33 protein-coding genes are annotated in these 26,298 nt (G+C 63.9%); 15 read left to right on the top strand and 18 right to left on the bottom strand.

Annotated features, from left to right (window positions below; genetic code table 11):
- Nucleotides 1–170 precede the first annotated feature (170 nt).
- From D3242_RS30405 to D3242_RS30435, 7 genes are all read right to left on the bottom strand, one after another.
- Nucleotides 171–554, bottom strand: coding sequence for an ACT domain-containing protein (locus D3242_RS30405; protein ID WP_064986105.1), 384 nt, complete (start codon nt 552–554; stop codon nt 171–173).
- A gap of 28 nt (nt 555–582) precedes the next feature.
- On the bottom strand, nt 583–1,050 hold the full coding sequence (locus D3242_RS30410) for a GNAT family N-acetyltransferase (RefSeq protein WP_064985902.1): 468 nt from the start codon (nt 1,048–1,050) through the stop codon (nt 583–585).
- Nucleotides 1,051–1,534: 484 nt separating this feature from the next.
- A complete protein-coding gene (locus tag D3242_RS30415; RefSeq protein ID WP_019859638.1) occupies nt 1,535–2,275 on the bottom strand; it encodes an SDR family oxidoreductase in 741 nt (246 codons plus the stop codon).
- A gap of 17 nt (nt 2,276–2,292) precedes the next feature.
- A complete protein-coding gene (locus tag D3242_RS30420) occupies nt 2,293–3,282 on the bottom strand; it encodes an aldo/keto reductase (RefSeq protein WP_064985903.1) in 990 nt (329 codons plus the stop codon).
- Between the two features lies 1 nt (nt 3,283).
- A complete protein-coding gene (locus D3242_RS30425) occupies nt 3,284–3,658 on the bottom strand; it encodes a DUF2255 family protein (protein WP_038648412.1) in 375 nt (124 codons plus the stop codon).
- 4 nt (nt 3,659–3,662) lie between these two features.
- A complete protein-coding gene (locus D3242_RS30430; protein WP_038648415.1) occupies nt 3,663–4,001 on the bottom strand; it encodes a carboxymuconolactone decarboxylase family protein in 339 nt (112 codons plus the stop codon).
- 52 nt (nt 4,002–4,053) lie between these two features.
- Nucleotides 4,054–4,449: a (R)-mandelonitrile lyase gene (locus D3242_RS30435; RefSeq protein WP_064985906.1), complete on the bottom strand. Its 396-nt coding sequence runs from the start codon at nt 4,447–4,449 to the stop codon at nt 4,054–4,056.
- A 152-nt stretch (nt 4,450–4,601) separates the two neighbouring features.
- Between D3242_RS30435 and D3242_RS30440 the strand changes: the two genes are divergently transcribed.
- The 4 genes from D3242_RS30440 to D3242_RS30455 all read left to right on the top strand — a co-directional run bounded on the left by D3242_RS30440 (nt 4,602) and on the right by D3242_RS30455 (nt 7,672).
- Nucleotides 4,602–5,495, top strand: coding sequence for a LysR family transcriptional regulator (locus tag D3242_RS30440; protein ID WP_064985908.1), 894 nt, complete (start codon nt 4,602–4,604; stop codon nt 5,493–5,495).
- A 74-nt stretch (nt 5,496–5,569) separates the two neighbouring features.
- Complete coding sequence (locus D3242_RS30445; protein ID WP_064985910.1) at nt 5,570–5,947, top strand: ester cyclase; 378 nt, start codon at nt 5,570–5,572, stop codon at nt 5,945–5,947.
- 240 nt (nt 5,948–6,187) lie between these two features.
- The gene (locus D3242_RS30450) at nt 6,188–7,249 is read left to right on the top strand and encodes a YeiH family protein (protein ID WP_081296217.1); all 1,062 of its coding nucleotides are present in this window, start codon (nt 6,188–6,190) and stop codon (nt 7,247–7,249) included.
- A 171-nt stretch (nt 7,250–7,420) separates the two neighbouring features.
- Nucleotides 7,421–7,672: a DUF1858 domain-containing protein gene (locus tag D3242_RS30455; protein WP_027047120.1), complete on the top strand. Its 252-nt coding sequence runs from the start codon at nt 7,421–7,423 to the stop codon at nt 7,670–7,672.
- Here the strand turns inward: D3242_RS30455 and D3242_RS30460 are convergent.
- Entirely contained in the window at nt 7,623–8,318 is a 696-nt protein-coding gene (locus D3242_RS30460; RefSeq protein ID WP_038648432.1) for a Crp/Fnr family transcriptional regulator, read from the bottom strand. The two genes, D3242_RS30455 and D3242_RS30460, sit on opposite strands and share 50 nt — an antisense overlap.
- 153 nt (nt 8,319–8,471) lie before the next feature.
- On the opposite strand from D3242_RS30460, the gene D3242_RS30465 reads away from it, so the two are divergent.
- The 4 genes from D3242_RS30465 (at nt 8,472) to D3242_RS30480 (ending at nt 11,710) form a co-directional block, all read left to right on the top strand.
- A complete protein-coding gene (locus tag D3242_RS30465; protein ID WP_038648435.1) occupies nt 8,472–8,912 on the top strand; it encodes a pseudoazurin in 441 nt (146 codons plus the stop codon).
- 291 nt (nt 8,913–9,203) lie between these two features.
- The gene (gene nirK, locus D3242_RS30470) at nt 9,204–10,307 is read left to right on the top strand and encodes a copper-containing nitrite reductase (protein WP_038648438.1); all 1,104 of its coding nucleotides are present in this window, start codon (nt 9,204–9,206) and stop codon (nt 10,305–10,307) included.
- A 73-nt stretch (nt 10,308–10,380) separates the two neighbouring features.
- Nucleotides 10,381–11,250, top strand: coding sequence for an SUMF1/EgtB/PvdO family nonheme iron enzyme (locus D3242_RS30475; RefSeq protein WP_038648440.1), 870 nt, complete (start codon nt 10,381–10,383; stop codon nt 11,248–11,250).
- A 25-nt stretch (nt 11,251–11,275) separates the two neighbouring features.
- A complete protein-coding gene (locus D3242_RS30480) occupies nt 11,276–11,710 on the top strand; it encodes a group III truncated hemoglobin (protein WP_019859655.1) in 435 nt (144 codons plus the stop codon).
- 27 nt (nt 11,711–11,737) lie between these two features.
- Here D3242_RS30480 and D3242_RS30485 read toward each other — a convergent pair whose 3' ends face one another.
- The 5 genes from D3242_RS30485 to D3242_RS30500 all read right to left on the bottom strand — a co-directional run bounded on the left by D3242_RS30485 (nt 11,738) and on the right by D3242_RS30500 (nt 15,325).
- On the bottom strand, nt 11,738–12,235 hold the full coding sequence (locus D3242_RS30485; protein ID WP_038648446.1) for a GAF domain-containing protein: 498 nt from the start codon (nt 12,233–12,235) through the stop codon (nt 11,738–11,740).
- 182 nt (nt 12,236–12,417) lie between these two features.
- Nucleotides 12,418–12,726, bottom strand: coding sequence for a GYD domain-containing protein (locus D3242_RS30490; RefSeq protein WP_245314250.1), 309 nt, complete (start codon nt 12,724–12,726; stop codon nt 12,418–12,420).
- A gap of 295 nt (nt 12,727–13,021) precedes the next feature.
- On the bottom strand, nt 13,022–13,180 hold the full coding sequence (locus D3242_RS33740; RefSeq protein WP_167470474.1) for a hypothetical protein: 159 nt from the start codon (nt 13,178–13,180) through the stop codon (nt 13,022–13,024).
- A gap of 140 nt (nt 13,181–13,320) precedes the next feature.
- A complete protein-coding gene (gene groL, locus D3242_RS30495; protein WP_038648449.1) occupies nt 13,321–14,949 on the bottom strand; it encodes a chaperonin GroEL in 1,629 nt (542 codons plus the stop codon).
- Between the two features lie 61 nt (nt 14,950–15,010).
- Nucleotides 15,011–15,325, bottom strand: a complete 315-nt coding sequence (locus tag D3242_RS30500) for a co-chaperone GroES (RefSeq protein WP_019859661.1) — start codon at nt 15,323–15,325, stop codon at nt 15,011–15,013.
- Between the two features lie 245 nt (nt 15,326–15,570).
- Here D3242_RS30500 and D3242_RS30505 point away from each other — a divergent pair, with 245 nt between their 5' ends.
- Together D3242_RS30505 and D3242_RS30510 are read left to right on the top strand one after the other, a co-directional pair.
- The gene (locus D3242_RS30505; RefSeq protein ID WP_010910765.1) at nt 15,571–15,825 is read left to right on the top strand and encodes a hypothetical protein; all 255 of its coding nucleotides are present in this window, start codon (nt 15,571–15,573) and stop codon (nt 15,823–15,825) included.
- Entirely contained in the window at nt 15,822–16,088 is a 267-nt protein-coding gene (locus tag D3242_RS30510) for a DUF1488 family protein (RefSeq protein WP_019859662.1), read from the top strand. Before D3242_RS30505 ends, D3242_RS30510 begins: the two co-directional genes overlap by 4 nt.
- Here D3242_RS30510 and D3242_RS30515 read toward each other — a convergent pair whose 3' ends face one another.
- The 4 genes from D3242_RS30515 to D3242_RS30530 all read right to left on the bottom strand — a co-directional run bounded on the left by D3242_RS30515 (nt 16,089) and on the right by D3242_RS30530 (nt 18,439).
- Complete coding sequence (locus tag D3242_RS30515) at nt 16,089–16,313, bottom strand: DUF6500 family protein (RefSeq protein WP_010910767.1); 225 nt, start codon at nt 16,311–16,313, stop codon at nt 16,089–16,091.
- Between the two features lie 60 nt (nt 16,314–16,373).
- Nucleotides 16,374–16,565 (bottom strand): hypothetical protein, encoded by a 192-nt coding sequence (locus tag D3242_RS30520; RefSeq protein ID WP_019859663.1) that lies wholly within the window; start codon nt 16,563–16,565, stop codon nt 16,374–16,376.
- Nucleotides 16,566–16,570: 5 nt separating this feature from the next.
- Nucleotides 16,571–16,777 (bottom strand): hypothetical protein, encoded by a 207-nt coding sequence (locus tag D3242_RS30525; RefSeq protein WP_223217897.1) that lies wholly within the window; start codon nt 16,775–16,777, stop codon nt 16,571–16,573.
- A 588-nt stretch (nt 16,778–17,365) separates the two neighbouring features.
- Nucleotides 17,366–18,439 carry a diguanylate cyclase domain-containing protein gene (locus D3242_RS30530; protein ID WP_064985915.1) on the bottom strand — a complete coding sequence of 358 codons (1,074 nt, stop codon included), beginning with the start codon at nt 18,437–18,439 and terminating at the stop codon, nt 17,366–17,368.
- A gap of 283 nt (nt 18,440–18,722) precedes the next feature.
- On the opposite strand from D3242_RS30530, the gene D3242_RS30535 reads away from it, so the two are divergent.
- The 5 genes from D3242_RS30535 to D3242_RS30555 all read left to right on the top strand — a co-directional run bounded on the left by D3242_RS30535 (nt 18,723) and on the right by D3242_RS30555 (nt 25,030).
- The gene (locus D3242_RS30535) at nt 18,723–19,766 is read left to right on the top strand and encodes a LacI family DNA-binding transcriptional regulator (protein ID WP_064985918.1); all 1,044 of its coding nucleotides are present in this window, start codon (nt 18,723–18,725) and stop codon (nt 19,764–19,766) included.
- Nucleotides 19,767–19,831: 65 nt separating this feature from the next.
- Nucleotides 19,832–21,037 (top strand): ABC transporter substrate-binding protein, encoded by a 1,206-nt coding sequence (locus D3242_RS30540; RefSeq protein ID WP_064986109.1) that lies wholly within the window; start codon nt 19,832–19,834, stop codon nt 21,035–21,037.
- A gap of 195 nt (nt 21,038–21,232) precedes the next feature.
- Entirely contained in the window at nt 21,233–22,162 is a 930-nt protein-coding gene (locus tag D3242_RS30545) for a carbohydrate ABC transporter permease (protein ID WP_064985921.1), read from the top strand.
- Nucleotides 22,162–23,019: a carbohydrate ABC transporter permease gene (locus D3242_RS30550; RefSeq protein ID WP_064985924.1), complete on the top strand. Its 858-nt coding sequence runs from the start codon at nt 22,162–22,164 to the stop codon at nt 23,017–23,019. The genes D3242_RS30545 and D3242_RS30550 overlap by 1 nt, the downstream gene beginning before the upstream one ends.
- Nucleotides 23,020–23,041: 22 nt before the next feature.
- The gene (locus D3242_RS30555; RefSeq protein WP_064985926.1) at nt 23,042–25,030 is read left to right on the top strand and encodes a glycoside hydrolase family 127 protein; all 1,989 of its coding nucleotides are present in this window, start codon (nt 23,042–23,044) and stop codon (nt 25,028–25,030) included.
- Between the two features lie 69 nt (nt 25,031–25,099).
- Here the strand turns inward: D3242_RS30555 and D3242_RS30560 are convergent, their stop codons facing one another.
- A complete protein-coding gene (locus D3242_RS30560) occupies nt 25,100–26,194 on the bottom strand; it encodes an acyltransferase family protein (RefSeq protein ID WP_064985928.1) in 1,095 nt (364 codons plus the stop codon).
- Between the last annotated feature and the right edge of the window lie 104 nt (nt 26,195–26,298).

A 26,298-nucleotide genomic window follows, 5' to 3' on the forward strand; every position in this document is an offset into this window, starting at 1 on the left:
TCTCCTTGGGGTGCCGCAGGGCCGGCCCAACCGTGATATCCAGCTAGAAATAACGATGCGCGAACCGCACCGTCAAAGGCAACCCCCGAAGTGGTTGAGCCAGCGCGCCAGTGATTGAGCCAGAGGCGTTGGGCCAGAGAACCCAGCCGTTTTCGACGGCATGGGATGGATTACAGCAGCGTGTGTCCTGCCCCGACCAGATGCTGTCGCGCCGCTTCCTGGTCCGCCGCTTTCACCAGCAGGTGATCGCCGTCGAAGGTGGACACCAGGAAGATGCCCAGCTCGTTTTCCGACAATGGCTGGATGACCGACAGCACGATGCCGGTTTCGTCGAAAGCAAAGGGTCCCTGCAGTTTGAAGGCGACCCAGTCGCCATCGTGCTTGACCGTGCCTGGAACACGATCCTGAAGGCAGGTGATCGAAAGCTCGTCGTCGGTCCTGGTCATGCTAACGAAGCCCGGCCCGTCCGCCCAGCCGGGAATGCCGTCACCCGCCCCGAGCCGCGAAATCGCGTACGAGCCGGGAAGTTGCCTCAATTTGACCCTGGCAGCCATCGTCTTGTCCATGCCTCCGATTTGCCGGCTATCGCATCAATTTCTTGCTCATATAGACCGTCATGCCGCCCATGAACGGCTCCTCCCGGTCGATCGTATAGCCATGCCTTTTGTACAACAACACATTGGCCTCGAAGGCGCCATTGGTCAGCAGGCGCAGCTCAAGGCGGCCTGCTTCGAGCGCCTTCCGCTCGGCCCGCTCCAGCAGCAGCCGGCCGATCCCCTTGCCCTGCGCCTGCGGCGCGACGCAGACATTCTCGATCCACAAATGATCGCCGGCCAGCATGGTTTCGATCATGCCGACGATGCGGCCGTCGGCGACAGCGAGCTCGAACGGATGCTCGGCAACGGCCTTCCCGTAGTCGGCGCGCATCGGCAGCGGCTCGCGGCCGATCACCGGCACCCATTTGCCATAGGCTGATCGCACGATGTCCCTGATCGCGGCGGCGTCAGCGGGTTCGGCCGGCCGAAACCGGATGGAAGAATTGATGGTCATGACAATGCTCCAGACATGAAAACCCCCGCCGGCGGTGTCGCGGGCGGGGCTGGAAACGAACGAACCGGATCTATCCTGCCGGCCTTTGTCGTCGCGCAATCAGCTCGCCGCTCCGCACTGTGCAGTGGCGGCGTCGCTGTGTATTTGTGGGCGCGAGGGCGAACATGACGCCAAGCTGGAGCATGAGGCGCGGCGCGTCAAGATGTCGGGATTGGCCCAAGCCCCCCGCCTTCGTCATCCACCGGCGGAGCGAGGGGCGGCAGCGGCGTCGCGGAGACCCGAGGGTCCATGCCGCGACCTTGCTGACAGGCGCAGCGGAGCAGGATTCCGAACCGTAGTGGCGCGTTGGAGTCCCGGCATGGATCCTCGGGTCTGCGCCGCGTCGCTTCGCTCCTTGCTCCGCCCGTGGATGACGAAGTGTTGGTGCTTCAGCCAATCGCCAAAGGCGTGATGCGAACGAGCGTCAGACGTCCCCGTCGCGCGCCTAATACTCCTGCGCCGTCGGCCTGAACAGGATCTCGTTGATGTCGACCTCGTCGGGCTGGCTCATGGCGAACACCACCGTCCTGGCGAAGGAATCGGCGGGGATGGCCACCCGGTCGTAGAGCGCGCGCACGCCCTGGGCGACATCGGGCTCGGTGACGCTGTCGGGCAGTTCCGTCGCCACGGCGCCGGGCGAGATGATGGTGGTGCGGATGTTGTAGGGTTTCACTTCCTGCCGCAGCCCTTCCGAGATGATGCGCACCGCGTGCTTGGTGGCGGCATAGACCGCGCCGCCCGGCCCGACCTTGTGGCCGGCGACCGACGATACGTTGATGATGTGGCCGCTCTTCTGCGTCTTCATGTGCGGTAGCGCCGCGGCGATGCCGTAGAGCACGCCCTTGATGTTGACATCGATCATCCGGTCCCAATCCTCGACCTTGCCACGTTCCAGCGGCGAATGCGGCATCAGTCCGGCATTGTTGATAATCACGGCGACGCGGCCATGCGTCTTCACCGCATGGTCGACGAGCCGCCGGACCTGGCCGACATCGGTGACGTCGGTCTGCATGATGGCGTCCTTGCCCAGCGAAAGCTCGGCGGCCAGCGCCTCGAGCCGGTCGAGGCGGCGCGCGCCCAGCACCAGCTTCGCGCCCTCCTTGGCCAGCAGCCGCGCGGCGGCTTCACCCAGCCCGCTGCTGGCGCCGGTGATGACGACGACCTTGTTCTTGATGCTGTCTGTCATGGGATTTTCCTTCCGCCTCAGCGATCGATCCTGGCCGCCTGTTGCGGCGAATAGCGCTCGCCTTGCACGGCAATCGCCGAGACCGCGTTTTCGATGTCGGCAAGATCCTCCGCCGTCAGCGCGACGGCCGCCGATCCGATGTTCTCCTCGAGGCGATTGAGCTTCGTCGTGCCGGGGATCGGGACGATCCAGGGTTTTTGCGCCAGCAGCCAGGCGAGCGCGACCTGCGCCGGGGTCACCTTCTTCTGCGCAGCAATCGCGACGATCGCGTCGACCAGCGCCTGGTTGGCTTTGCGCGCCTCCTCCGCGAAGCGCGGCACGGTGTTGCGGAAGTCGCTGCTGTCGAACCTTGTATCGGCATTGATGGCGCCGGTGAGGAAACCCTTGCCCAGCGGGCTGAAGGGCACGAAGCCGATGCCCAGTTCTTCGACCACTGGCAGGATCGCCTCCTCGGGTTCGCGCCACCACAGCGAATATTCGCTTTGCAGCGCGGCGACCGGCTGCACCGCATGGGCGCGGCGGATGGTGCGCACGCCCGCTTCGGAGAGGCCGAAATGCTTGACCTTGCCTTGGCCGATCAAGTCCTTCACCGTCCCCGCCACCTCCTCGATCGGCACGACCGGATCGACGCGGTGCTGGTAGAGAAGATCGATGCGGTCGGTCCTCAGCCGCTTGAGCGAGGCCTCGACGACGTCGCGAATATGCTGCGGCCGGCTGTCCATGCCCTCATGTCCGGCCGTGCCGGCGATGTCGATGCCGAATTTGGTGGCGATCACCACCTGGTCGCGGATCGGCCGCAGCGCCTCGCCGACCACCTCTTCATTCTTGAACGGCCCATAGACCTCCGCTGTGTCGAAGAAGGTGATGCCGCGCTCGAACGCGGAGCGGATCAGGCGAACGGCATCCGGCGTCTCCATCGGCTGCCCGTAGGAATGGCTCATGCCCATGCAGCCGAGGCCGATGGCCGAGACTTCGAGACCGTTCTTTCCAAGTGTGCGCTTTTGCATTTCAATTCTCCTTCGGTGTGATCCGCACTGTGGCGGCGCGGGCGCGCGCCGCGATCATCGGTGCGAGATAAGGGCTGGCTGCGTATTTCGCCCGGTAGGCGTCGTCGATGCGGGCGTTGACGGTTCCCTCGACTGCTTCGAAGGCAACGTCCCTGGTCAGGCCGGCGGCAGTGATGCGTCCGGCCTTCTGCCTGATCGCGGCCCGATACCAGCGCGACTGCTGACCGTTGTAGCCGCGCACATAAAGCGCGCCGTCGGCAACGACCGACCAGATCCAGGTCGGCGTGCCCAGGGTCACGCCGTCATCGCGCAAAGGCGAAATATGCAGATCGTCGGTTGCCGCGATCCTCTCGAGTTCGTCCTTCGACCAAGGCATTTTCCTATTCCTTTTTCTCGGCATCCGCCTGCTCGAAAACCTTGCGGGCAACGCCGATCGCCGTGCTTGCAACCGGCCATCCGGCGTAAAAGGCGAGATGTGTGATGGTTTCGATGAGTTCGTCGCGGGTGACGCCATTGTCGAGCGCCCGCTTCATGTGGAAAGGCATCTCGTTGACCCGGTAGTTCGAGATCAGGCTGCTGACGGTGACGAGGCTGCGGTCGCGCGGCGAAAGGCCGGGCCGTTTCCAGACATCTCCGAACAACACATCGTCGGTGTATTTGCCGAGCGCGGGCGCGATATCGGAGAACGGATTCCTGTGCGGCACTGGTTTATCGATCATTTTGGTTTCCTTCGTTGCGGTATCGGTTCGAGCGCAAAGCGCTGATGCCTGCTCAAACCGCGTATTGCTCGTCGGTGACATGCTCCATCCAGTCGACGACCTTGCCGTCGAGGGCCTCGGCGATGGCAATGTGGGTCATCGCCGTGGTCGGTGCCGCGCCATGCCAGTGCTTTTCGCCGGGCGCGAACCAGACGATGTCGCCGGGGCGGATAGGCTCGACCGGGCCGCCCTCACGTTGAACCAGGCCGGCGCCCGACAGGACGATCAGCGTCTGGCCGAGCGGATGCGTGTGCCAGGCGGTGCGCGCGCCGGGTTCGAAAGTCACGGTGGCGCCGCCGACGCGGGCCGGCTCGCTGCCCTTGAATGGTGCGTCGATGCGCACCGTGCCGGTGAAGTAGTCGGCTGGACCTTTCTCGGAAGGCTGCGAACCGCTTCGCTTGATATCCATGGTTTCTCCTTCTAGACGCCGGACAGCACGCTGCCCCAGGCCTTCAGGGCCGCCGATTCCGACAGCCCGATTGTGATGGCCTCTATTTAGCGCCTGCGATTGGCGTGGATTAGGTGCTATATCCGGCATGTACTTATGAGGAGAGCTCATCAATGCCGCGAGACAATCTGAACGAGCTGACCGCCTTCCTCGCCGTCGCGCGGGAAAAAAGCTTCACCCGGGCGGCGGCACAGCTCGGCGTCTCGCAATCGGCGCTCAGCCACACGGTGCGCGCGCTGGAGGAGCGGCTGGGCGTGCGGCTGCTGACCCGCACCACGCGCAGCGTGGCGCCCACCGAGGCCGGCGAGCGACTGGTGCGCTCCGTCGGGCCAAGGCTCGACGAGATCGAGGCCGAGCTCGCCGCGCTGAGCGCCCTGCGCGAAAAGCCCGCCGGCACCATCCGCATCACCGCCGGCGAGCACGCCGCCGAGGCGGTGCTGTGGCCGGCGATCGCGCGGCTTTTGCCGGACTATCCCGACATCAAGGTCGAGATCATCGTCGATTACGGCCTGACCGACATCGTCGCCGAGCGCTATGACGCCGGCGTGCGGCTTGGCGAACAGGTGGCGCACGACATGATCGCGGTGCGCATCGGCCCGGACATGCGCATGGCGGTGGTCGGATCGCCCGCCTATCTCGCCCGACAGCCGAAGCCGCGCACGCCGCAGGAGCTCACCACCCACAACTGCATCAACCTGCGCCTGCCGACCTATGGCGGGCTCTATGCCTGGGAATTCGAAAAGGCCGGGCGCGAACTGAAAGTGCGCGTCGAGGGCCAGCTGATCTTCAACACGGCGAGGCTACGCATGAACGCGGTGCTGGCCGGCCTCGGCCTTGCCTATCTGCCCGAGGACCAGCTGCGCGCGCATCTGGCCGACGGCCGGCTGGTGCGGGTGCTGGCAGACTGGTGCCCGCCCTTCCCCGGCTACCACCTCTATTACCCCAGCCGTCGCCAGGCGACGCCGGCCTTCTCGCTGCTGGTCGATGCGCTGCGCTATCGCGGCTAGAACGACTGGACTGCGCTCGCAGCCGTTCTATCTTCCTGCCGGAACGCGATTGAAGAAAACCCGGAGCCGTCGCCGTGACCGAGACTGACCTCTACCGAGGCTATATCGACTGCCTCAACAACCAGGATTGGCAAAGGCTGCATCGCTTCGTCCACGACGAGGTCCACTACAATGGCGACCGTGTCGGGCTGTCAGGTTACCGCGCCATGCTGGAGCGGGATTTTCGCGAAATCCCGGATCTCTATTTCGACGTCCAGCTGCTGATTGCCGACCCGCCCTTCATCGCCGGCCGCCTGCAGTTCAACTGCACGCCCAAGGGAACCTTCTTCGGCCTGCCCATCAACGGCAAAAAGGTCTCATTCAGCGAGAATGTGTTTTATGAATTTCTGAACGACCGGATCAGGAACGTCTGGTCGGTCATCGACAAGGCGGCGATCGAGGCGCAGCTCTGACGCGGCCAGTTCCCTTCTCCCCGTTGTACGGGGAGCTGAGGACTGATCCGCACAGCGGACAAAAGCCAATTGCTTGGCTTTTCGAGAGACGAACGGCAGGCAGGCGGATGAGGGGCAGCGCCAACGCTGGTCAATGATTGCTGATCGTTCGTAAAAATCGATCATTATGACCATAACAATTCGTTGGAAAGATCGTTTCAGGAATGGCATTCCTCCGGAATACCAGCCTGGAGCATTGCATTGTCTTCCGCCACCCACATCGCGAACGATATTCCGAAAAGCCTGATATCGGCAGACCTGGCCGCAGGCCGCAAGCGGCTCGATTCGGTGTGGAACGGCATTATCCCCGGCATTGTGCTGGTGGCGATGATCACGGCCGTGGCCTTCTCGGCGCACAATGTCTCCGGCTTCGCTTTGTTCAGCCCGATGATCCTGGCCGTCGTCGCCGGCATGGTCTATTCCAACGTGCTCGGCACGCCGGTGCACGCCAAGGCCGGCATCGCCTTCTCGCAAAAGCGCCTGCTGCGCTTCGCTATCGTGCTGTTCGGCTTCCAGCTGACGCTCGGCCAGGTCGTCTCGATCGGCGCCGGCGGCGTCGGCATCGTGGCGGCGACGCTTGGCGCCACCTTCCTCTTCACCGTCACGCTCGGCCGGCTGATCGGCGTCGACCGCAAGCTGGCGCAGTTGATTGCCGCCGGCACCTCGATCTGCGGCGCCTCCGCCATCGTCGCCACCAACATCGTCACCGATGCGCGCGACGAGGACGTCACCTACGCCGTTGCCTCGATCACGCTGTTCGGCACCGTCGCCATGCTCGGCTTCCCGCTGCTGGCGCCACTGCTCGGCCTCGACCAGCACGCTTTCGGCCTATGGGCCGGCGCCTCAATCCACGAGGTGGCGCAGGTCATCGGCGCCGGCTTCCAGAACGGCACCCAGTCCGGCGAGATCGCCACGGTCGCCAAGCTGACCCGCGTCGCCATGCTGGCGCCGATGGTCATCGCGCTCGGCCTGATGGCGCGGCGCGGCAGCCGCGACCAATCGGCGGCACGGCCGCCCATGCCGTGGTTCGTTGCTGCCTTCATCGCCGTCGTGGCTCTGAACAGCCTGGTCACCATGCCGGCCGAAGTAAAATCAGCGATGGCACTCGCCACCACCATCATGCTGACCATGGGGCTTGCCGCCATGGGCCTGCAGGCCGACATTTCGCAGCTGCGCTCGCGCGGCCTGCGCCCGCTGGCGCTCGCCTTCTGCGCCTTCCTGTTCATCGGCTGCTTCAGCCTGATGCTGGTGAAGTTGGCTTAGCTCGGCAAGCTTTCCACGAGGTTCGCATACCGGCGTTCGCAGGGACGTCGGCTGTTCGCCTGGCCGCATCTCATTCCATTTTCCGACGCGCTCCTTCCTTGCGCCAGCACAACGACCGGCCAAACGCCTCTGCTACGATCGACGGATGGGAGAACCACGAAGGAGACGCCCATGCGGATCGATCCGAACATGTCCATGGATGAGGTCATGAGACGATGGCCGGCAAGCATCGCCGTGCTGATCCGGCACGGCATGCACTGCGTGGGCTGCCACATCGCCCCGTTCCATTCGATCGCCGAGGCCTGCCGGGATCATCGAATTGACGAAGCCGATTTCCTGAAAGGCCTTGAACGCGCCATCGCCGGCGGGCCGGTCAGCCGTCCCGATGCTCCGCCAGCATCACCAGGCGATGCGCGTCGGTGATGGTGACACGCTGGCGGCCGCTGACGATGATCCCGCGTTCCTCCCAGGCGCTCAGCAGCCGGCTCACCGTATGCAAGGTCGTCCCCGTCATCTCGGCGATGTCCTGGCGAGAGATCGGGAAGTCGATCTCGATGCCGGCATCGGTCTTGCGCCCCGTCTGCTTCACCAGCCGCAGCAGCGCGCTGGCAACGCGTTGCTCGACCTGCTCGGTGGCCAGTTCCATGACGCGCGCCTGCGTGTCCTGCAGCCTCGCGCCGACCGTCTTGAACGTTCCCGCGGCAAGAACGGGAAACCGGGATGACAGATCCGGCCACACGGCATTCGGCCAGACCAGAACCACGCAGTCGACCGCGGCGATCGCGGTTGCCGGATAGGTCAGCCGGCCGAGTGCGGCGGCAACGCCGAATATCTCGCCTTCACTGATGTAGCGGGCGATCACCTGGCGCCCGTCGGGCGTGGTCCGCACGACGCGAATATGTCCCGCCAAGAGCACGTAGAACGAACGCGCCTCGGCCTCCTGCTCGAAAATTGCAGTTTCCTTGGCAAAGCGCACGGACCGGGCATCCCGCAGAATGCTGTCCAGCTCCGCGGGCCCCAGGCCCTCGAACAGCGAAAGCCTCGCGATGATCGACCGGTCAAGCGGCAACCCCAAACCCTCGCTGCCCACGGCTCCAGATGACGCCGGCACCCAGTCTATATTTCGTGCGCCAGTTTGCGCCAGCGCAAATCGCCTGTCCGTGCGGTCGGCTAGAAGGCTGCAACGGTTTGAGCCGTGATGCACCCAAGAAAGGACTTACCCATGAAATTCCACCTGATCGCCGCGGCCGCCGCCCTGCTTGCGCTTGCCGGCGTCGCAAACGCCGAAGAGCACGTCGTGCAGCTGCTGACCAAGGGAGACAAGGGGTCCATGGTCTTCCAGCCTGATTTCATCAAGGCGGCTCCCGGCGACACGATCAAGTTCGTGCCTGGCGACAAGACCCACAATGTCGAAACCATCAAGGGAATGGCCCCCGACGGCGCCCAGGAAATCAAAAGCAAGATGGGTGAAACGACCACTGTCACCATGACGCAGGAAGGCGTCTACGGCGTCAAGTGCAGCCCGCATTACGGGATGGGCATGGTGGCTCTGATCGTGGTCGGCAAGCCCGTGAACCTCGACGCGGCGCAGGCGGTCAAGCAGGTCGGCAAGGCCAAGACCGTGTTCCCCACGCTGTTTGCCCAGGTGACGAAGGCGAACTGATCGAGGCCGAATGCCGGGCGGACAGACAGGTTTTGTCCGCGCTCGACATCGGAATTGCAAAGTCCTGTGGGAGTGGCGGCTTCGGCGCCGTCACTCCCACACGACGTTTTGGCGCCCGGCGCCGTGCGGGCATTTCCATTCACCGGCAGTTGCCGGTCTCCCGAACAGGCATCGCTCCCCCGGCAGAACCAGATCAAGACAAATGAATCTCAAGTTTGCGCCAGCGCAAAGAAGTCCTCGTGGAAAGGCTTATTCTCCAAGCATCGAACGGTTCAAAAAAAGGAGCGGGAAATGCTTACGAGACGCGAAGCCCTGTTAGGGTCTGTTCTTGCGGCTGCGGCCGTCGCGACGGTCGGCTCGATGCCGGCTATGGCCAGCGCCAAGGAAGTCGCTGGCTTGCCGCGGGAGAAGGTGACATTGGTCGCGCCGCCTTTCGTCCATGCCCACGACCAGGTGGCCAAAAGCGGTCCCAAGGTCGTCGAATTCACGATGACCATAGAAGAGAAGCCGATGGTGATCGACGCCGACGGCACCCAGCTCAACGCCATGACCTACAATGGCTCGATCCCGGGACCTCTGATGGTCGTGCATGAGGGTGACTATGTCGAACTCACGCTGATCAACCCCGACACCAATACGCTTGCCCACAACATCGACTTCCATGCCGCCACCGGAGGGCTTGGCGGCGGTGCGCTGACCCTGGTCAATCCCGGCGAGCAGACGACGCTTCGCTTCAAGGCGACGCGCTCGGGGACCTTCGTCTACCACTGCGCGCCCGGCGGTCCGATGATCCCCTGGCATGTCGTTTCGGGCATGAACGGAGCGATCATGATCCTGCCGCGCGACGGGCTCAAGGACGACAAGGGCAAGCCGGTCCGCTATGACCACATCTATTATATCGGCGAAAGCGACTTCTACATTCCCCGCGACGAGCAGGGTAAATTCAAGAAGTATGACTCGGCCGGCGACAATTACGACGACACGGTGAAGGTCATGCGTGGCTTGATCCCCACCCACGTCGTGTTCAACGGCAAGGCAGGATCGCTGACCGGCGAGAACGCCATGAAGGCCAAGGTCGGCGAGACTGTCCTGATCGTCCATTCGCAGGCCAATCGCGACACACGTCCGCACCTGATTGGTGGACATGGCGACCATGTATGGGAACAGGGCAAGTTCGCGAACCCGCCGGCAAAGGACCTCGAAACCTGGTTCATTCGCGGGGGTTCGGCCGGCGCTGCCCTTTACACATTCCTGCAGCCGGGCGTCTACGCCTACGTCAACCACAATCTGATCGAGGCGGTGGAACTCGGCGCGACCGCGCATTTCACGGTCGACGGAAGCTGGGACGACGACCTGATGATGCAGGTCGAAGCCCCAAGGGCGATTGCGTCCTAGCTGCCGCCTCGGGTCCTAAGGTAGACGCGGCCTTGCGACATTCCTGCAGGGCCGCGAACGCGGGAAAACTGCCATGCCCCTCAACCCCATCCTGGCTCTCGGAGGTCTGGCTTGCGCGCTGTTCACGCTGGGCGCGACAGGCGCCGTCGGCTGGCTCCCGGTGCCGGATCGGGAGTTCCTGGCGCGCTCCGAACTCGTCACCCTCGCGCCCGGATCGTTCGCCCATCCGCTGCCCGGGGAATTCCTCAGGCAGAACCACCCCGTCAGTGCTCCCGTGGTGCGGGCAACGGTGGCAGAGCCCTTCGAGATCATGAAATACCAGGTAAGCGCTTCGGACTACCGGCGCTGCGTCATGGCCGGCGCCTGCAAGCCGGCCGATGGCCGCGGCAGCGGCAATGTTCCGGTTACGGGCGTGAGCCATATCGATGCCGAGGCCTATGCGGACTGGCTCTCGGCCGAGACCGGATCGGCATGGCGCCTGCCGACGGACGTGGAATGGGCCTATGCGGCGGGCGAACGCTTTCGCGGCGACATCGAGGCTGGCGAGACCGACCCCAACAACCCGGCGCAGCGCTGGCTCGTCCAATATCGCACCGAGGCTTCACTCGGGCGGCAACCGGACCCGCAGCCGAGGATCAGGGGCGGATTTGGACCCAACTCCAAGGGGGTGGCCGACATTGCCGGCAACGTCTGGGAGTGGACTTCGACCTGTTACGTCCATACGACGGAAGCCGCCGACGGCGCCGGCATAGCAAGCTCGATCGACAATTGCGGCGTTCATGTCGTGGAAGGTTTCCATCGCACCTATATGTCGAACTTCATCAGGGACGGGAAAAGCGGCGGTTGCGCCGTCGGCACGCCGCCCGACAACCTGGGATTCCGCCTCGTGCGCGACCGGCTCAACCTCGTGCAAGCCGCCATCCGCTGGCTTCGGCTTTCCTGATCACGACAACAACAGGACTTCTGCAATGACATTGAAATCGTCGCTGGCGGATCATGCGCGTCCGGCCCCGGAAAAGCCGTTGCATCATGCAGGCGTCGATCGCGCTGCGATCGGCAGGCTCGTTCGCGAATTCTATGCGCGACTGCGCAAGAACGAACGTCTCGGACCGATCTTCGCGCGCGAGATCCCCGGCGACTGGGAACCGCATCTCGAGAAGATGACCGACTTCTGGTGCTCGGTCATCCTCAAGACGGGCGACTATCATGGCCGCCCGGTCCCGGCGCACCTGAAGCTCGGGGACGTGACCGAGGCCGATTTCGACATCTGGCTGGCCATGTTCAGCCAGACGGCGGCCGAACTCTTTGGGCCGGAAATCGCCGCGGTGTTCGTCGACCGGGCCGAACGGATCGCGACGAGCCTGAAGCTGGCGATGTTCTTCCGCCTAGGGGATCGTGCCTAGACAGCCGGCCCGGAAAAAAATGCGCGCTCAATCCTCGAACGAACTCGCGGCCGCATAGATCGCCGCGAGCGTTTCGATGCCGGCCTGGTCGGCCTTGTCGAAGCGGCCGGGCAGCGGGCTGTCGAGATCGAGCACGCCGAACACGCCTTCATCGTCCTCGAGCAGCACGACCAGTTCCGAACGTGAATCGGCATCACAGGCGATGTGGCCGGGAAAATCATGCACGTCCTTGATCAGCATCGAGGTGCCGAGTTCGACCGCGGTTCCGCACACGCCCTTGCCGACCGCGATGCGCACGCAGGCCGGCTTGCCCTGGAACGGTCCCAGCACCAGCTCCTCGTCCGAGGCCAGGAAATAGAAGCCGGCCCAGTTGAGGTCCGGCACCATCTGGAAGATCAGTGCCGCGGTGTTGGCGGCATTGGCGATCGAGTCGCTCTCGCCGTCGAGCAGTGCCTTCAGCTGAGCGGCGAGGTCGCGATAGAACGCGGCCTTGTCCGAGGTGTCGATGGCCTTGGCGGCAAACATGGCTTGTCTCCGTGTTCAGAATCGCGGTTGCGTTTCCGCAAGCTCTCTGCACCAAACGACCACCGGACGATACTAGCTTGAATTCCAGTCGCCGCGAAAGTCGCAAGAAGATGCCCTGTCCGTCAGTCGGCAGCACGGCACGTCCATCGAACCGTGCTGCCTTGATCAAGCAGGCAAGTCCATCAGCCGGCGGGTTTGTAAGCGCCGGCAGCCTTTTTGGCGGCTGCGAGCACTGCCTTCATGTCGAGTTCTTCCAATACAACCATCTCGGTCAGTGAGCCGCTCGCTCGCACGGCAAGGGACATGCCAATCCCCGCTGATTGGTCCGGCACCTCGCCATTGACAACGACGTCGTAGATGCCGCGCGTGAACATCACGCTGCTCACCTTGCCGCCAACGCTTTCGAAAAGCGCCTTGACCGCAGCCTGCCTGTCGGAGCCTTGCATCAATCCTTTGGCGGCATGAGGCGCATAGTTTGCCAAGATAGTCACTTTCATGGGTATTTCCTCCAAATGTCATTGTCTCGTGCGGCTCCATAATTCGAGCGGCACGGAGTGATTTATTTTTCGGAACAATTGCAGGCGCCCTGGGACGCGTTGGCGGCCAAGGGCCTACTGCCAGATGAATATGCGCTTAGGCTAATATAATGACAATACCGGACGCGCCGATACTGCCGACAGGAAGGTGTCTGGCTGGACCACGCTCGGCCAACGGCATCGAGCTCGCGCCGTTGACGCGCGATGTGTGGTGCTGAGGTTGAACGGCCAGTAGCGGCGCGGTGCAACCTTACATCGGGCGCTTGGGTTCGCCCTTTTGTGGCGTTGCCGTGTCGGAATCCGATTTCCTGTGCTTGTCGGCGGCAATCCTGCGGATGCGGTCGAAGCGGCTTTCCTCGGTGGTTTCGGTCGTGACGACCGTCTGTGGCTTCTGCGCGAACACGATCATGGATCGATCTCCTGGGCTAGAGGCCTGTGCGCCGGGAGAGATCCCCCGGCGATCGTATCCGGCTGCAAAAACCGGCGTGGATTCAGCTCAGACCTGGAAGACGGCTTCGATGAAGCCGCCCCCGCAGGCAGGCCGAGTTCTTAGTAACCGCCCATGCCGCCGCCGCCACCGGCAGGCGCGGCATCTTTCGCCGGAACGTCGGTGATCATGGCTTCAGCGGTGATCAGCAGAGCCGCGATCGAGCCGGCGTCCTGCAGTGCGGTGCGCACCACTTTCGCCGGATCGACGATGCCGGCCTTGATCATGTCGACATAGGTCTCGTTCTGGGCGTCGAAGCCCTGATTGTGGTCCTTGCTGTCGGCGAGCTTGCCGACGACGATCGAGCCCTCGACGCCGGAATTCTCGGCGATCTGGCGGATCGGCGCTTCCAGCGCCCTGAGCACGATCGAAATGCCGGCGGTGACATCGGCATTGGCGCCGTTGAGGCCCGACAGCGCCGACCGGGCGCGCAGCAGAGCGACGCCGCCGCCGGGCACGATACCTTCCTCGACCGCCGCGCGCGTCGCGTTCAGCGCGTCGTCGATGCGGTCCTTCTTTTCCTTCACTTCCGACTCGGTGACGCCGCCGACGCGGATGACGGCAACCCCGCCCGACAGCTTGGCCAGCCGCTCCTGCAGCTTCTCCTTGTCGTAGTCGGAGGTCGTCTCCTCGATCTGGCCCTTGATCTGGGCGACGCGCGCCTGGATGGTCGCCTTGGTGCCGGCGCCGTCGATGATCGTGGTGGTATCCTTCTCGATCAGCACGCGCTTGGCGCGGCCGAGCATCTCGATGGTGACGTTTTCGAGTTTGATGCCGAGATCCTCGGAGATCATCTGGCCTGAAGTCAGCACCGCAATGTCTTCCAGCATCGCCTTGCGGCGATCGCCAAAGCCCGGCGCCTTGACGGCCGCGACCTTGAGGCCGCCGCGCAGTTTGTTGACGACCAGCGTGGCAAGCGCCTCGCCCTCGACGTCCTCGGAGATGATCAGCAGCGGCCTGCCGCTCTGCACCACCGCTTCGAGGATCGGCAGCATCGCCTGCAGATTGCCGAGCTTCTTCTCGTGAAGGAGCACATAAGGCTCTTCCAGCTCGACACGCATCTTGTCGGCATTGGTGACGAAATACGGGCTGAGATAGCCACGGTCGAACTGCATGCCCTCGACGACGTCGAGCTCGGTTTCGGCGGTCTTGGCTTCCTCGACGGTGATGACGCCGTCATTGCCGACCTTATCCATCGCCTTGGCGATCATCTCGCCGACGGTTGCGTCGCCATTGGCGGCGATGGTGCCGACCTGCGCGATCTCGGCCGACGACTTGACCTTCTTGGCTTTCGCCTTGATTTCGACGACAACTGCGGCAACCGCCTGGTCGATGCCGCGCTTCAAGTCCATCGGGTTCATGCCGGCGGCAACCAGTTTGGCGCCTTCGCGCAGGATCGAGGCGGCCAGCACGGTCGCGGTGGTGGTGCCGTCACCGGCGAGGTCGTTGGTCTTCGAGGCCACTTCGCGCACCATCTGCGCGCCCATGTTCTCGAACTTGTCGGCAAGCTCGATTTCCTTGGCGACGGTGACGCCGTCCTTGGTGATGCGTGGCGCGCCATAGGCCTTGTCGATGATGACGTTGCGGCCCTTGGGGCCGAGCGTGACCTTCACGGCATTGGTGAGGATCTCGACGCCGCGCAGCATGCGGTCACGCGCGTCGGTGGCGAATTTGATTTCCTTGGCAGACATTTTTTCAATCCCGTTCGAATTTGGAGTGGACGAACCCCGCGCGGAAGGCGCGGCGCACCAGTCAGGCGGCCTTCTTGGCTTCGACGCTCTTCTCGATGACGCCCATAATGTCGGCTTCCTTCATGATCAGAAGGTCCTCGCCATCGATCTTGACCTCGGTGCCCGACCATTTGCCGAACAGGATCAGGTCGCCGGCCTTGACGTCGAGCGGCACAAGCGCGCCGTTTTCGTCGCGTGCACCGGGTCCGACGGCGATGACTTCGCCTTCCTGCGGCTTTTCCTTGGCATTGTCGGGAATGATGATGCCGCCCTTGGATTTGGTATCGCCTTCGGCGCGCCGGATGACGACGCGGTCGTGGAGTGGCCGAAACTTCATGAAAACTTCTTTCTGGGGCCGGCTTAGGCGGCCGCTTCCCCCATATAGGCGCTTTGGCACTCGATAGATAGGAGTGCCAAAAATTATTCGCGGACCCGATAAATATTGAAAAGTATTATTTCGCCTTGCCGTTTCGTGATATCCGAAGGCGGTCAAATAATTCAAAAAATTGAATTTTGCCGGTCGAGTGCCTATTTATCGGACAAGTTCATTTTCACGATTCCAGCACCAAGGAGATTTATGCGATGGCCGACGGCAACCAGACGATCATGGAAAAAGCTGAAGCCCGCTTCGTCGACAAGCAGAAGAAGACGGCGGAGCGCAACAAGGCAACCGCCGAGTACATGTCCGAGGCGAAGGCCAGGGAGATCAAGACCGCAAAGCTCAGGACATTGCGCCTGGCCAAGGAAGAGGCAGACCGCGTCGCCGAAGCCCTGAACCCGACGCCGAAGAAGAAGCGGGCGACCAAGAAGGCCGCCGCAACGGAGGCAAAAACATGAGCCTGACCTTCCCCAACCGCAGCCGAAGCTATGACGAAGCCGGCAAGCGCATCCGCTTCGTCGGCCATGACGGGATGTTCCAGATTTCCTTCTCGGTCGCCGCCGATGCGATGACCAAGATCCAGCCGCGAACCAGCGCCGATGAAGCGGGCTACCTCGCAACGTTCGACACCGAGAGCAGCGTTATTCGCGATGTTGCGTCGAAGGCCTACGGCCGCACGCGCAAGAGCATGTATGTGCTGACATCAGACGACTTCGGCTGATCAGCCGAGGTCCATGTCCTCGATCATCGTCCGTATCTTCGCGGCTTTTTCGAAATGGTCGAGGCGGTGGGTCCTGATCCACCATTCCGCTGCTTCCATCAGCAGCTCGGGATCGTCATTCCTGTTGGCGAAAAACGCGTAGAACGACACGCCCACGGCAGGCCCTTTCTCGGAAATCTTGCGGTCGCAGACCTCCAGTATCTTTTGCCTCAGGCTCGCTCTCACGGGAATCCTCTTGGTTTTGGTGTTGCGGGCCTTGGTCCTGTGGGCCGGCGGCCGGAACGTTCAACCCTTGCGCTCCGCCCTCTCCCGGCGCCTGATGTCGCCGACATTCATCTGCACGACCATGTCCTCGGCCTCGCGCGGGCTCATGCCGACCATCACCTTTTGCCTGATCACGGCTGGCTGGCCAGTGAACACATCGACGATGGCCCAGCTCTGGGGCAGATCCATGCGCAGCGCGTAGCGGTTTGCCATGATCCTCAGCCCTGCAACATGAAAAACACCGTACCCAGGACCAGAATCGTCCACGCGATCACCGACAGCTTCAGCGCCATGCCGCCATGCGCGGCCACAACCTCCCGCAAGCGCGGCACGATGCCTGCCGAGGCGGCGGGCGCCGCCACGACGGCGACGGATGGCTTGACGCCGAGTTTTCCAAAGACCGGCAGCGATGGCGGTTCACGCACGAAAATGACCTCGAATGTCGGGGAAGATCGGAGCGAGCAGGCTCGCGCTCCTGCCATAGCACTCTTTTCGCGAGCGCCCTGCATGCCAAATGCAGATGGGTGGTTTTAACGTCGGCCCTACATCTTCGTGGCCATGATCGTCGGATGCGACAATGGCCGCAACCGCGCAAATCGGCCGCGACAAGAGGTCGGGCACAGGGTCTCGGCGATAAGATTTTTGGAGGCCTCGCCTCGGGATCGAACCGAGGCTTCAGAGATTTGCCGTCTCCAGCGTAGCCGCTCCGCCACGAGGCCATTGCAACCGACCTAACGGGGAAATGCTTGCGGAAACGTTAAGTCCCACGGCTGTTCTGTCGGCACTTTGCAAAATGTCGCCTGGCGTCGCTCTTCGGCAGACTCTGTGCCCCGAAATCCCGAAGGTGCGAGCGGTGCCACTGGGAGGTGAGTATCCAGGTTGCGCGGACAATAAATGACCGACACGCAGTGTGCCGTCAGGCGATTCAGAGCTTCAAATCACAGCCATATCTCTTTGTTCGCAAACAATTCCAAGGGGAAGCCATCCAGGCCTTCCCTGAAAAACTCAGGCCTTTACGCCGCAGCGCTGCGGCCTTTCCCGCCGGCCTCGGTCTTGAAGATGCGGAACGTGTTGCGCCCTGCCGCCTTTGCGGCGTAGAGCGCGGTGTCGGCCTGCGCGAACAGGTCGCAAGGCGCGCCTTGCCCGGCAAATGCAATGCCGACCGAGGCGCCCAGCCGCAGCGACTGGCCGCGGACCGCGACCGGCTTGCCCATCCTCTCGACGATCTCGCGCGCCACGCCGGAGACGGCAGCCCGGTCGAGATGCGAGCCAAGCAGCACCGCGAACTCGTCGCCGCCGACGCGCGCCACCAGATCTGCCTCGCCGCAGCCTTCGGCGAGGCGCTCGGCCGCCGCCTTCAGGCACTCGTCGCCGACGACATGGCCGAACGTGTCGTTGACCGCCTTGAAGCCGTCGAGATCGATCAGCAGCAGCGCGCCCAGTGGACGGCTGGCATCCACCTGCGCCAGCCGCGCCTGGAAGCGGGCGCGGTTGGCAAGCCCGGTCATGGCGTCGAATTCGGCGAGATAGCGCATCCGGTCCGACTGGATCTTTTCCTCGGTGATGTCCTGCTTCATGCCGAAGATGCGCACCGGCACGCCTTCCTCGCACTCCACGGTCGCGGTGATGCGGATCCATCGGCTGTGGCCGGCGAAGGTGGTGATCTCGGCGTCGAGGGTGAAGCCGCTGCGCTCGGCGATCGCGCGGCTGCGCAAACTGTCCAGCGCCTTGCGCGACTCCGCAGGATAGCACTTGATGATCTCCGAGCGGTCGAGTGCCGTGCCGCGAGGCAGGTCGAACAGGTCGTAGACCACATCGGTCCAGTGCAATTGTTCGCCGGGCAGGCTGCATTCCCACACGCCGATGCGCGCGGCGACCGAGGCGCGGTCGAAGATCTTGCGGCTGTGCGCCAGCGCAACCTCCTGGCCGGCGATCAGCGCCGCCTGCGCGGCGAGTTCGGCGTTGAGCTTGGAGATGTCGGCATCGCGGCGACGCTCGGCCCGACGCGCATCCTGCCCACCCTCCCCGTTTCGTGCCGAAGCGACGGGCCGCGCCGGACCTTTGGGATTGTAGGGTGTGTCGGACATTGCGGGGCTCTGCTGTCTTGGCGGACAGCCACCATGGCGCAGGAGCGATTAACACTTCGCTGACACTTCCGGAGCGGCAGCGGAATCTCCGGCGAAAATCCGTCGATGCCAAGCTTGCGGTGAAGCGATCGCCGACGTCAACTTTCCCCTTGAACGATCCCCCGATCTGGCTTAGCCTCGACTTGAGAAAAGGTTTTTCCAAACAGTTTCGATCGGGCTCGGCCATTGGCCGGGCCTTCTTCCGGCCTGTAAGAGAAAACCTTTTCCCAACTAAGGATACTCGATGGTATCGGACGATCAGCCTGTTCCGGTTTTCCCCAAGCCCGTCACCTTGCGTGACGTGGCGGCGCGGGCCGGCGTCAGCGTTGCCACCGCATCGAAGGCACTCAACGACCAGGGGCGCATGACCGCCGAGACGCGCGAGCGCATCCGCGAGACGGCGCGCAGCCTGGGCTTCCGGCCCAACAGCCTGGCGCAGAGCTTGCTCAGGCGCCGCTCCTTCACCGTCGGCCTGCTCACCAACGATACTTATGGCCGCTTCTCGCTGCCGCTGATGTCGGGCATTTCGGACGCGCTCGTCGACAATGGCGTCTCGGTTTTCCTGTGCAATGTCGAGGAGGACCCGCGGCTGGGCCAGCTGCATGTCGAGGCCATGCTCGACAAGCGCGTCGACGGCATCATCGCCACGGGAAAACGCATCGACCGCCATCTGCCCGTCGATCTCGCCAATCTGCGCATCCCGGTGATCTATGCCTTCACCCAGCCCGATCCCGACGCCGTCGCCTTCGTCTCGGACGACGCCGGCGGCGCGCGGCTGGCGGTCGAACATTTCTACCGGCTCGGCCGCAGGCGCATCGCCCATGTCAGCGGACCGGCGAGCTTTGCCGTGGTGCACGCCCGCGCCCAGGCCTATCGCGACGTGCTCGCCGAAAACGGGCTGCCGGTCACCGATCCGCTGCTCGGCGCCTGGTCGGAAGCCTGGGGACATGAAGCGGTGGCGCACTTGTTCGACGGCAAAAGCGAACGGCCCGACGCCGTCTTTTGCGGCAACGACCAGATCGCGCGCGGTGTCATCGATGCCTTGCGCGAGCGCGGCCTCGACGTTCCCGGCGATGTCGGCGTCATCGGTTTCGACAATTGGGAGATCGTCGCCGAAGCGACGCGCCCGCCGCTGACCTCGGTCGACATGAACCTGGTCGCCCTCGGGCGCGAGGCCGGGCTGACCCTGCTTTCCCTGGTCGGCGGTCAGCCCGCCGCGCCGGGCATTCGAAAACTGCCGTGCCGGCTGGTGGTGCGTCAGTCCTGCGGCCGCTCACCGGACGGCTGAAAACGAAAGCGCCGCGTGACCGGCGCCAAGCCGCGCACAGCGGCCAACCCTTGGAGGAGGAAAACATGAGGAACCTGATTGCCAAACTGGCCCTGGCCACTGCCGTTCTCGGCAGCGGTCTCGGCACCGCCGCCGCCGACACCGCCAACATATGGGTGCGGGCCGACGGCTCGAATTTCATGCCGCGCATCGTCGACGCCTACAACAAGGCGCATAAGGACCAGATCAAGCTCGACATCATCCCCAATGCCGAGATCATCCCGAAATATGGCGCCGCCGCCGCCGGCGGCACGGCGCCCGACGCGCTGTCGCTCGACCTCATCTACACCCCCTCCTTCGCCGCCGCCGGCCAGCTGGAGGACATCACCGACTGGGCCAAGTCCCTGCCCTATTTCGCCAGCCTGTCGCCGGCGCATGTCAAGACCGGCACCTACAAGGACCACATTTACGGCCTGCCCTTCTCGGCCGACGCCTCGGTGCTGATTTGGAACAAGAAGCTGTTCAAGCAGGCCGGCCTTGACCCTGAAAAAGGCCCCACCAACTGGGCCGATATCGCCGCCGACGCCGAGAAGGTCAATGCGCTCGGCGGCAACATCTTCACCTTCACGCCGCTGATCTGGGCCTCTGGTGGCGACATCCTGAGCACGGACGGCTCCAACGCGACGCTGGACAGCCCGCAATTGCGCGGCGCCATCGATCTCTACCGCTCGATGGTCAAGAAGGATCTGGTGCCGGCAGGCGCGCAGACCGACACCGGCGCCAACTTCTTTGCCGCCTTCGCCGCCGGCAATATCGGCATCTCGCCCTCCGGCGCCTTCGCCATCGGTGCGCTCAACACCCAGTATCCCAATGTCGATTACGGCGTCACCTTCCTGCCGGGCAAGGATGGCGGCTGGTCGTCCTTCGCCGGCGGCGACAATTTCGTCGTCACCAAGGGCACCAAGAAGCTCGCCGTGGTGAAGGAATTCCTGGATTTCGCCTATTCGCTGGAAGGCCAGACCATCCTCGCCAAATATGGCAGCCTGCCGGTGCGCGGCGACATCGCCAAGGATGCGCTGAAGGATCTCGATCCGCGCTACCAGATCGCCGCCGAGGCCATGGCCAAGGGCAAGACGCCTTATTCGGTGGTGTTCAACGATCTGATCAACTCCGCCAACGGCCCGTGGACGCAGATGATCAACGAGGTCTTCTTCGGCGACGATGTCGATGGCGCCATCGCCAACGCGCAGGAGACCATGCAGTCGATCATCGACCAGGCGCCGCAGAAGTAGCGGCCGCCTGCCGGCCGCCCGCCTTTCTCCCTGGGCGGGTGGCCGGCAATTCCTTACCCTCCCGTTGTGGGGAGGGTCGCTGCGAAGCAGCGGGGTGGGGGTCAGCGCCAGTCCCGCACCCAGACCTGCGGTCCGACCTCCCCACAAGGGGGAGGTAGGGCGTCCAATTGGATCCGACGTAAGAACAGGCAAAGCATGACCACCATCGCCGCAAGCACCGCCGCCCCGCCCCGCGCCCGAAAACTCGTCGGCGCCGGACGCCGGCAATGGATCGGCCTCATCTATGTCGCGCCGGCCGTGGCGCTGGTCATGGTGTTCTTCGTCATCCCGCTCGGCATGACGGCGTGGATGTCGCTGCACAACTGGCCGCTGATGGGCGAGCATGCCTTCATCGGCCTCGACAATTACTGGGCGATTCTGCGCGACACCAGGTTCTGGAATGCCCTGAAATTCACCGGCTACTACACGGTGATCGTCACCATCGCGATCTTCGCCGTCGCCTTTCCCCTAGCGATCTTCATCGAAAAGCCGCGGCCGCTAACCAACCTCTACCGCACGTTCTTCTTCATGCCGGCGGTGGTTGGTTTCGCTTCGGCGAGCCTGCTCTGGTCATGGCTGCTCAACGTCGATTCCGGCCTGTTCAGCCCGGCCGCCTACGACCTCGGCCTCATCGACAGGAAGTTCAACCTGCTCGCCACCTTCCAGCCGGCCTTCTGGTCGATCATCGCCATGGTGGTGTGGAAGGTCGCCGGCTTCACCATGATCATCCTGATGACCGGCCTGCAATCGATCCCGCAGGACCTGCAGGAGGCCGCCGTGATCGACGGCGCCGGGCCGTTTGCGCGGTTCCGGGCGATCACGCTGCCGCTGATGCGCCGCACGCTGGCGCTGGCGCTGATCCTGTCGGTCGCGGGCTCGATCCTTGCCTTCGACCAGTTCTACATCATCCTGCGCGGCGGGCCGCGCAACCAGACGCTGACGGCGGTCTACTGGATCTTCAACCAGTCCTTCGTGTCGTTCAAGCTGGGCTATGGCGCGGCACTCTCGATGGTGCTGCTGGTCATCCTGGTGGCGCTCAGCCTGATCCAGCTGTGGCTGCTGCGCAAGCCCGAGGGGCTCGACTGATGGCGCAGGCTATTTCAGCCCGGGGCAAGTTTGCCGCCCGCCTCGCCAGGCACTCCACCGGCATCATCGCCTCGGTGTTGTTCGTCGCGCCGATCGTGTGGACGGCGCTGTCGGCCTTCAAGCCGGCGGCCGAGGCGCGCCTGCCGCCGCTGCCGCCATGGCCGACCACGGGCTTCTCGCTGGAAAACTATGCCACGCTCAACTCCTTCGGCGACGGGCTCTGGGCCTCGGCGCAGAACAGCATCTATGTCTCGGTGATGACCGTCCTTTTGTCGGTCATCGTCAGCGTGCTGGCCGGCTACGGCTTTTCGCGCTTCCGCTTTCCGTTCAAGGACCTGTTCTTCGTCCTCATCCTGTCGACGATCATGATCCCGTTCCAGTCGATCCTGACGCCGATCTTCCTGGTGCTGACCAAGCTTGGCCTGCACAACACGCTGACCGGCCTGGTCGGCGTCTATGTGACACTGCAATTGCCGTTTTCGATCTTCATGATGCGCAACGCCTTCGACGCCGTGCCGCGCGAGATCGAGGAGGCTGCGCGCATGGACGGCGCCGGCAACGCCACCATGCTTTTGAAGGTGATGCTGCCGCTGGTCTGGCCGGGCGTCGTCACCATCGCGCTGTTCGCCTTCCTCGGCGCCTGGAACGAGTTCCTCGCCGCGCTGGTGCTGATGACCGCCCAGTCCAAATTCACGCTGCCGGTGATGATGACGGCACTGCAGTCGGGCCGCTTCGGCGCCATCGACTGGGGCGCCGTGCAGGCGGGCGTCACCGTGATGATGGTGCCGTGCCTCATCCTGTTCCTTGCTTTGCAGCGCTTCTACATCCGCGGCCTGATGGCCGGGGCCGTTAAATAGACAGACTGAATGGAGTGAGTTCATGACCGCATCGCCATCCCCCCGCCCCGCCACGAAGGAAAAGCCGAAACTCGCCTTCCGGCCGCTGCCGGTGCCGCAGGTCGATGTGCACGGCTTCTGGGGCGACCGCGCCGACGCGGTGGCGACCCGCACCGCCGACATCCTTTACGAGCGCTGCGTCGAGGCGCGCATGCTGGAGCAGATCGATCCGGACCGCCCCTCGCCCGGCATCGTCATCCCCTTCCACTCGCCTTCGCCCGATGAAGCGGACCGCCAGGGCGCCGAATTCACCGGCTCGACGGTGACGACGCAGATGTTCTGGGATTCCGATCTCGGCAAGACGATCGAGACCGCAGCCTATTCGCTCTACCGGCGCAAGAACCCCGAACTGGAGAAGAAGATCGACGCCGTCATCGACATGTACGGCAAATTGCAGCAGGAGGACGGCTATCTCTCCAGCTGGTACCAGCGCATCCAGCCCGGCAAGCGCTGGACCAACCTGCGCGACTGCCACGAGCTCTATTGCGCCGGCCACCTGATCGAAGGCGCGGTCGCCTACTACCAGGCGACGGGCAAGCGCAAGCTGCTCGACATTATGTGCCGCTACGCCGACCACATCGCCTCGGTGCTCGGGCCTGAGCCCGGCAAAAAGAAGGGCTATTGCGGCCATGAGGAGATCGAGCTGGCGCTGGTCAAGCTGGCGCGGGTGACGGGCGAGCAGAAATACATGGATCTGGCGAAGTACTTCATCGACCAGCGTGGCCAACGGCCGCATTATTTCGACGAGGAAGCGCGCGCCCGTGGCGCCGACCCCAAGGCCTATCATTTCAAGACCTATGAATACAGCCAGTCGCACAGACCGGTCCGCGAACAGGACAAGGTCGTCGGCCATGCGGTGCGGGCCATGTACCTCTATTCGGGCATGGCCGACATCGCGACCGAATATGGCGACGATAGCCTGCGCGTCGCGCTCGACCGGCTGTGGGACGACCTCACCACGAAAAACCTCTACATCACCGGCGGGCTCGGCCCGTCGGCGCACAATGAGGGCTTCACCAGCGACTACGACCTGCCCAATGAGAGCGCCTATGCCGAGACCTGCGCGGCGGTAGGCCTCGTGTTCTGGGCAAGCCGCATGCTCGGCATGGGGCCGAACGCCCGCTACGCCGACATGATGGAGCGCGCGCTCTACAATGGCTCGATCTCCGGCCTGTCGCTCGACGGCTCGCTATTCTTCTACGAGAACCCGCTGGAAAGCCGGGGCCGGCACAACAGGTGGAAATGGCACCGCTGCCCCTGCTGCCCGCCCAATGTCGGGCGCATGGTCGCCTCGATCGGCAGCTATTTCTACAGCCTGGCGGACGATGCGCTGGCCGTGCATCTCTACGGCGACTCCACCGCCCGCTTCGACATTGCGGGTACGCCGGTGCAGCTCACGCAGGCGAGCCGCTATCCCTGGGACGGCGCGGTCGAGATCACGGTCGAACCGCAAGCGCCCTTGGAGTTCACGCTGCATCTGCGCATCCCGGCATGGAGCAGCAGCGCGACGCTTGAGATCAATGGCGAGGCGGTCGACCTCGAAGACATGACCAGCGACGGCTATGCCGCGATCCGGCGCAGTTGGAAAAAGGGCGACCGCGTCCGGCTCGACCTCGAAATGCCGATCGAGCGGCTCTACGCCAATCCGGAGGTCCGGCAGGATGCCGGCCGCGTCGCGCTGTCGCGCGGGCCGCTGATCTACTGCGTCGAGGCATCGGACAATGACAGCCGGCTGCATCGCCTGACCCTGCCGCGCACGGCAGGCATCGAGGCGCATGAAGCGCCCGAACTGCTGGGCGGCGTGGTGACGCTTTCAGCCACGGCGCGGGCCGATGCCGGCGACGGCTGGCAGGACGGGCTCTACCGACGTGAGCCGCCGGCCAGCGTCGAGACGCGCCTGACCGCCATCCCCTATTACGCCTGGGACAATCGCGAGCCCGGCGAGATGCTGGTGTGGCTGCGGGACGGCTGAGGCTCTTGTTTTGATGCAATTCCGGACGGAAAACCGCTTCACACTTTTCCTGGAATTGCTCAGGCTCGGCTATGTCCGGCTTGATTGAGCGGCGGCAGCAGGCAGCGCCGCGCTCGGTGCCGCCAGCGGCGCGCTGTTGTCGATATGCGCCCAGGCCGGCCGCTCGAACAGGAACATGCCGAAGCCGACGCGCTGGATGATGAGATAGAGTACGACGGGGCTGATGATCGAGACCAGCAGTACCGCCAGGCTGAGCATGCCGGTGTCGGTCAGCAGGCCGCTTGCCAGTGCGGCGCCGCGGAAGAGCGACATCGGAATGGTGAAGGCGACATAGACGACCAGCGAATGTTCGCCGAGCCAGCGCAGCCATTCCATCGAGGCGAATTGCGACAGCAAGCCGCCAAGCACGCACAGCGCCACCGCACCGGCGACGGCCAGAGTAAGATGCAGCGGCGGCCACGCCGCCAGCCCCATCTGCATGCCGACCGGTTGCATGGCATAGCCCGGCGAATAGACGAGCAGGCCGTTGACGACAGCCCACAAGAGCAGACCGGCGACGGCCAGCATCGGGCGGGGCTGTGTCCATTCGACGAGCCGGAACACCAGCGGCGCCATGACGAAGCCGACATAGAAGAACACGAAATAGGCCGCGAACTGTTCGACCGCATAGCTGTCCGGATGCGGAGCCCACATCTGCAATGCGGCAGCACACGGGATGACAATCCAGGCGGGCACGCCGAACTGCCGCAAGAGCTTGGCCACAAGGCCGAACACCGCCAGCATGTAGATGAACCACAGCACGCCATAGGGCTGGACGACGGCCATTGCCAGATCGTGCAGCATGCCTGCGGGATCGCGGCTGAAGATGCCGATCTTGAGCCCGATCGAGATGATCGCCCACAGCACGTAGAAATAGAGATAGTGGACGACGCGCCGGTCGATGTAGCGCCGCCACGGCCGGTCGATCACCTGCGACAGGAACAGGCCGGAGATCAGGAAGAATTCCGGCATGCGGAACGGCGTCGCGAAGCCGATGACATAGTGCAGGAAGCCGACGCCGCCCGTGTACTCGCCTGTGTTGTAGGCCGCGTACATCATGACCACGAGGATGATCGAGAGGCCTTTGGCCGTGTCCACCCACGGCATGCGCATCGGGCTGTTCATGGCAAATCCATCCGGGGGCCGGCCAAGGCGGCCAGCCATCATCCGGCGCTATCTAGCACCGTCAAGCTTCCCAGATCGTAAACACGGCTGGTTTGCGGTGTGCG

Origin of the sequence: Mesorhizobium jarvisii, from assembly GCF_003601985.1 — a bacterium.
Classification (GTDB): Bacteria; Pseudomonadota; Alphaproteobacteria; order Rhizobiales; family Rhizobiaceae; genus Mesorhizobium; species Mesorhizobium jarvisii.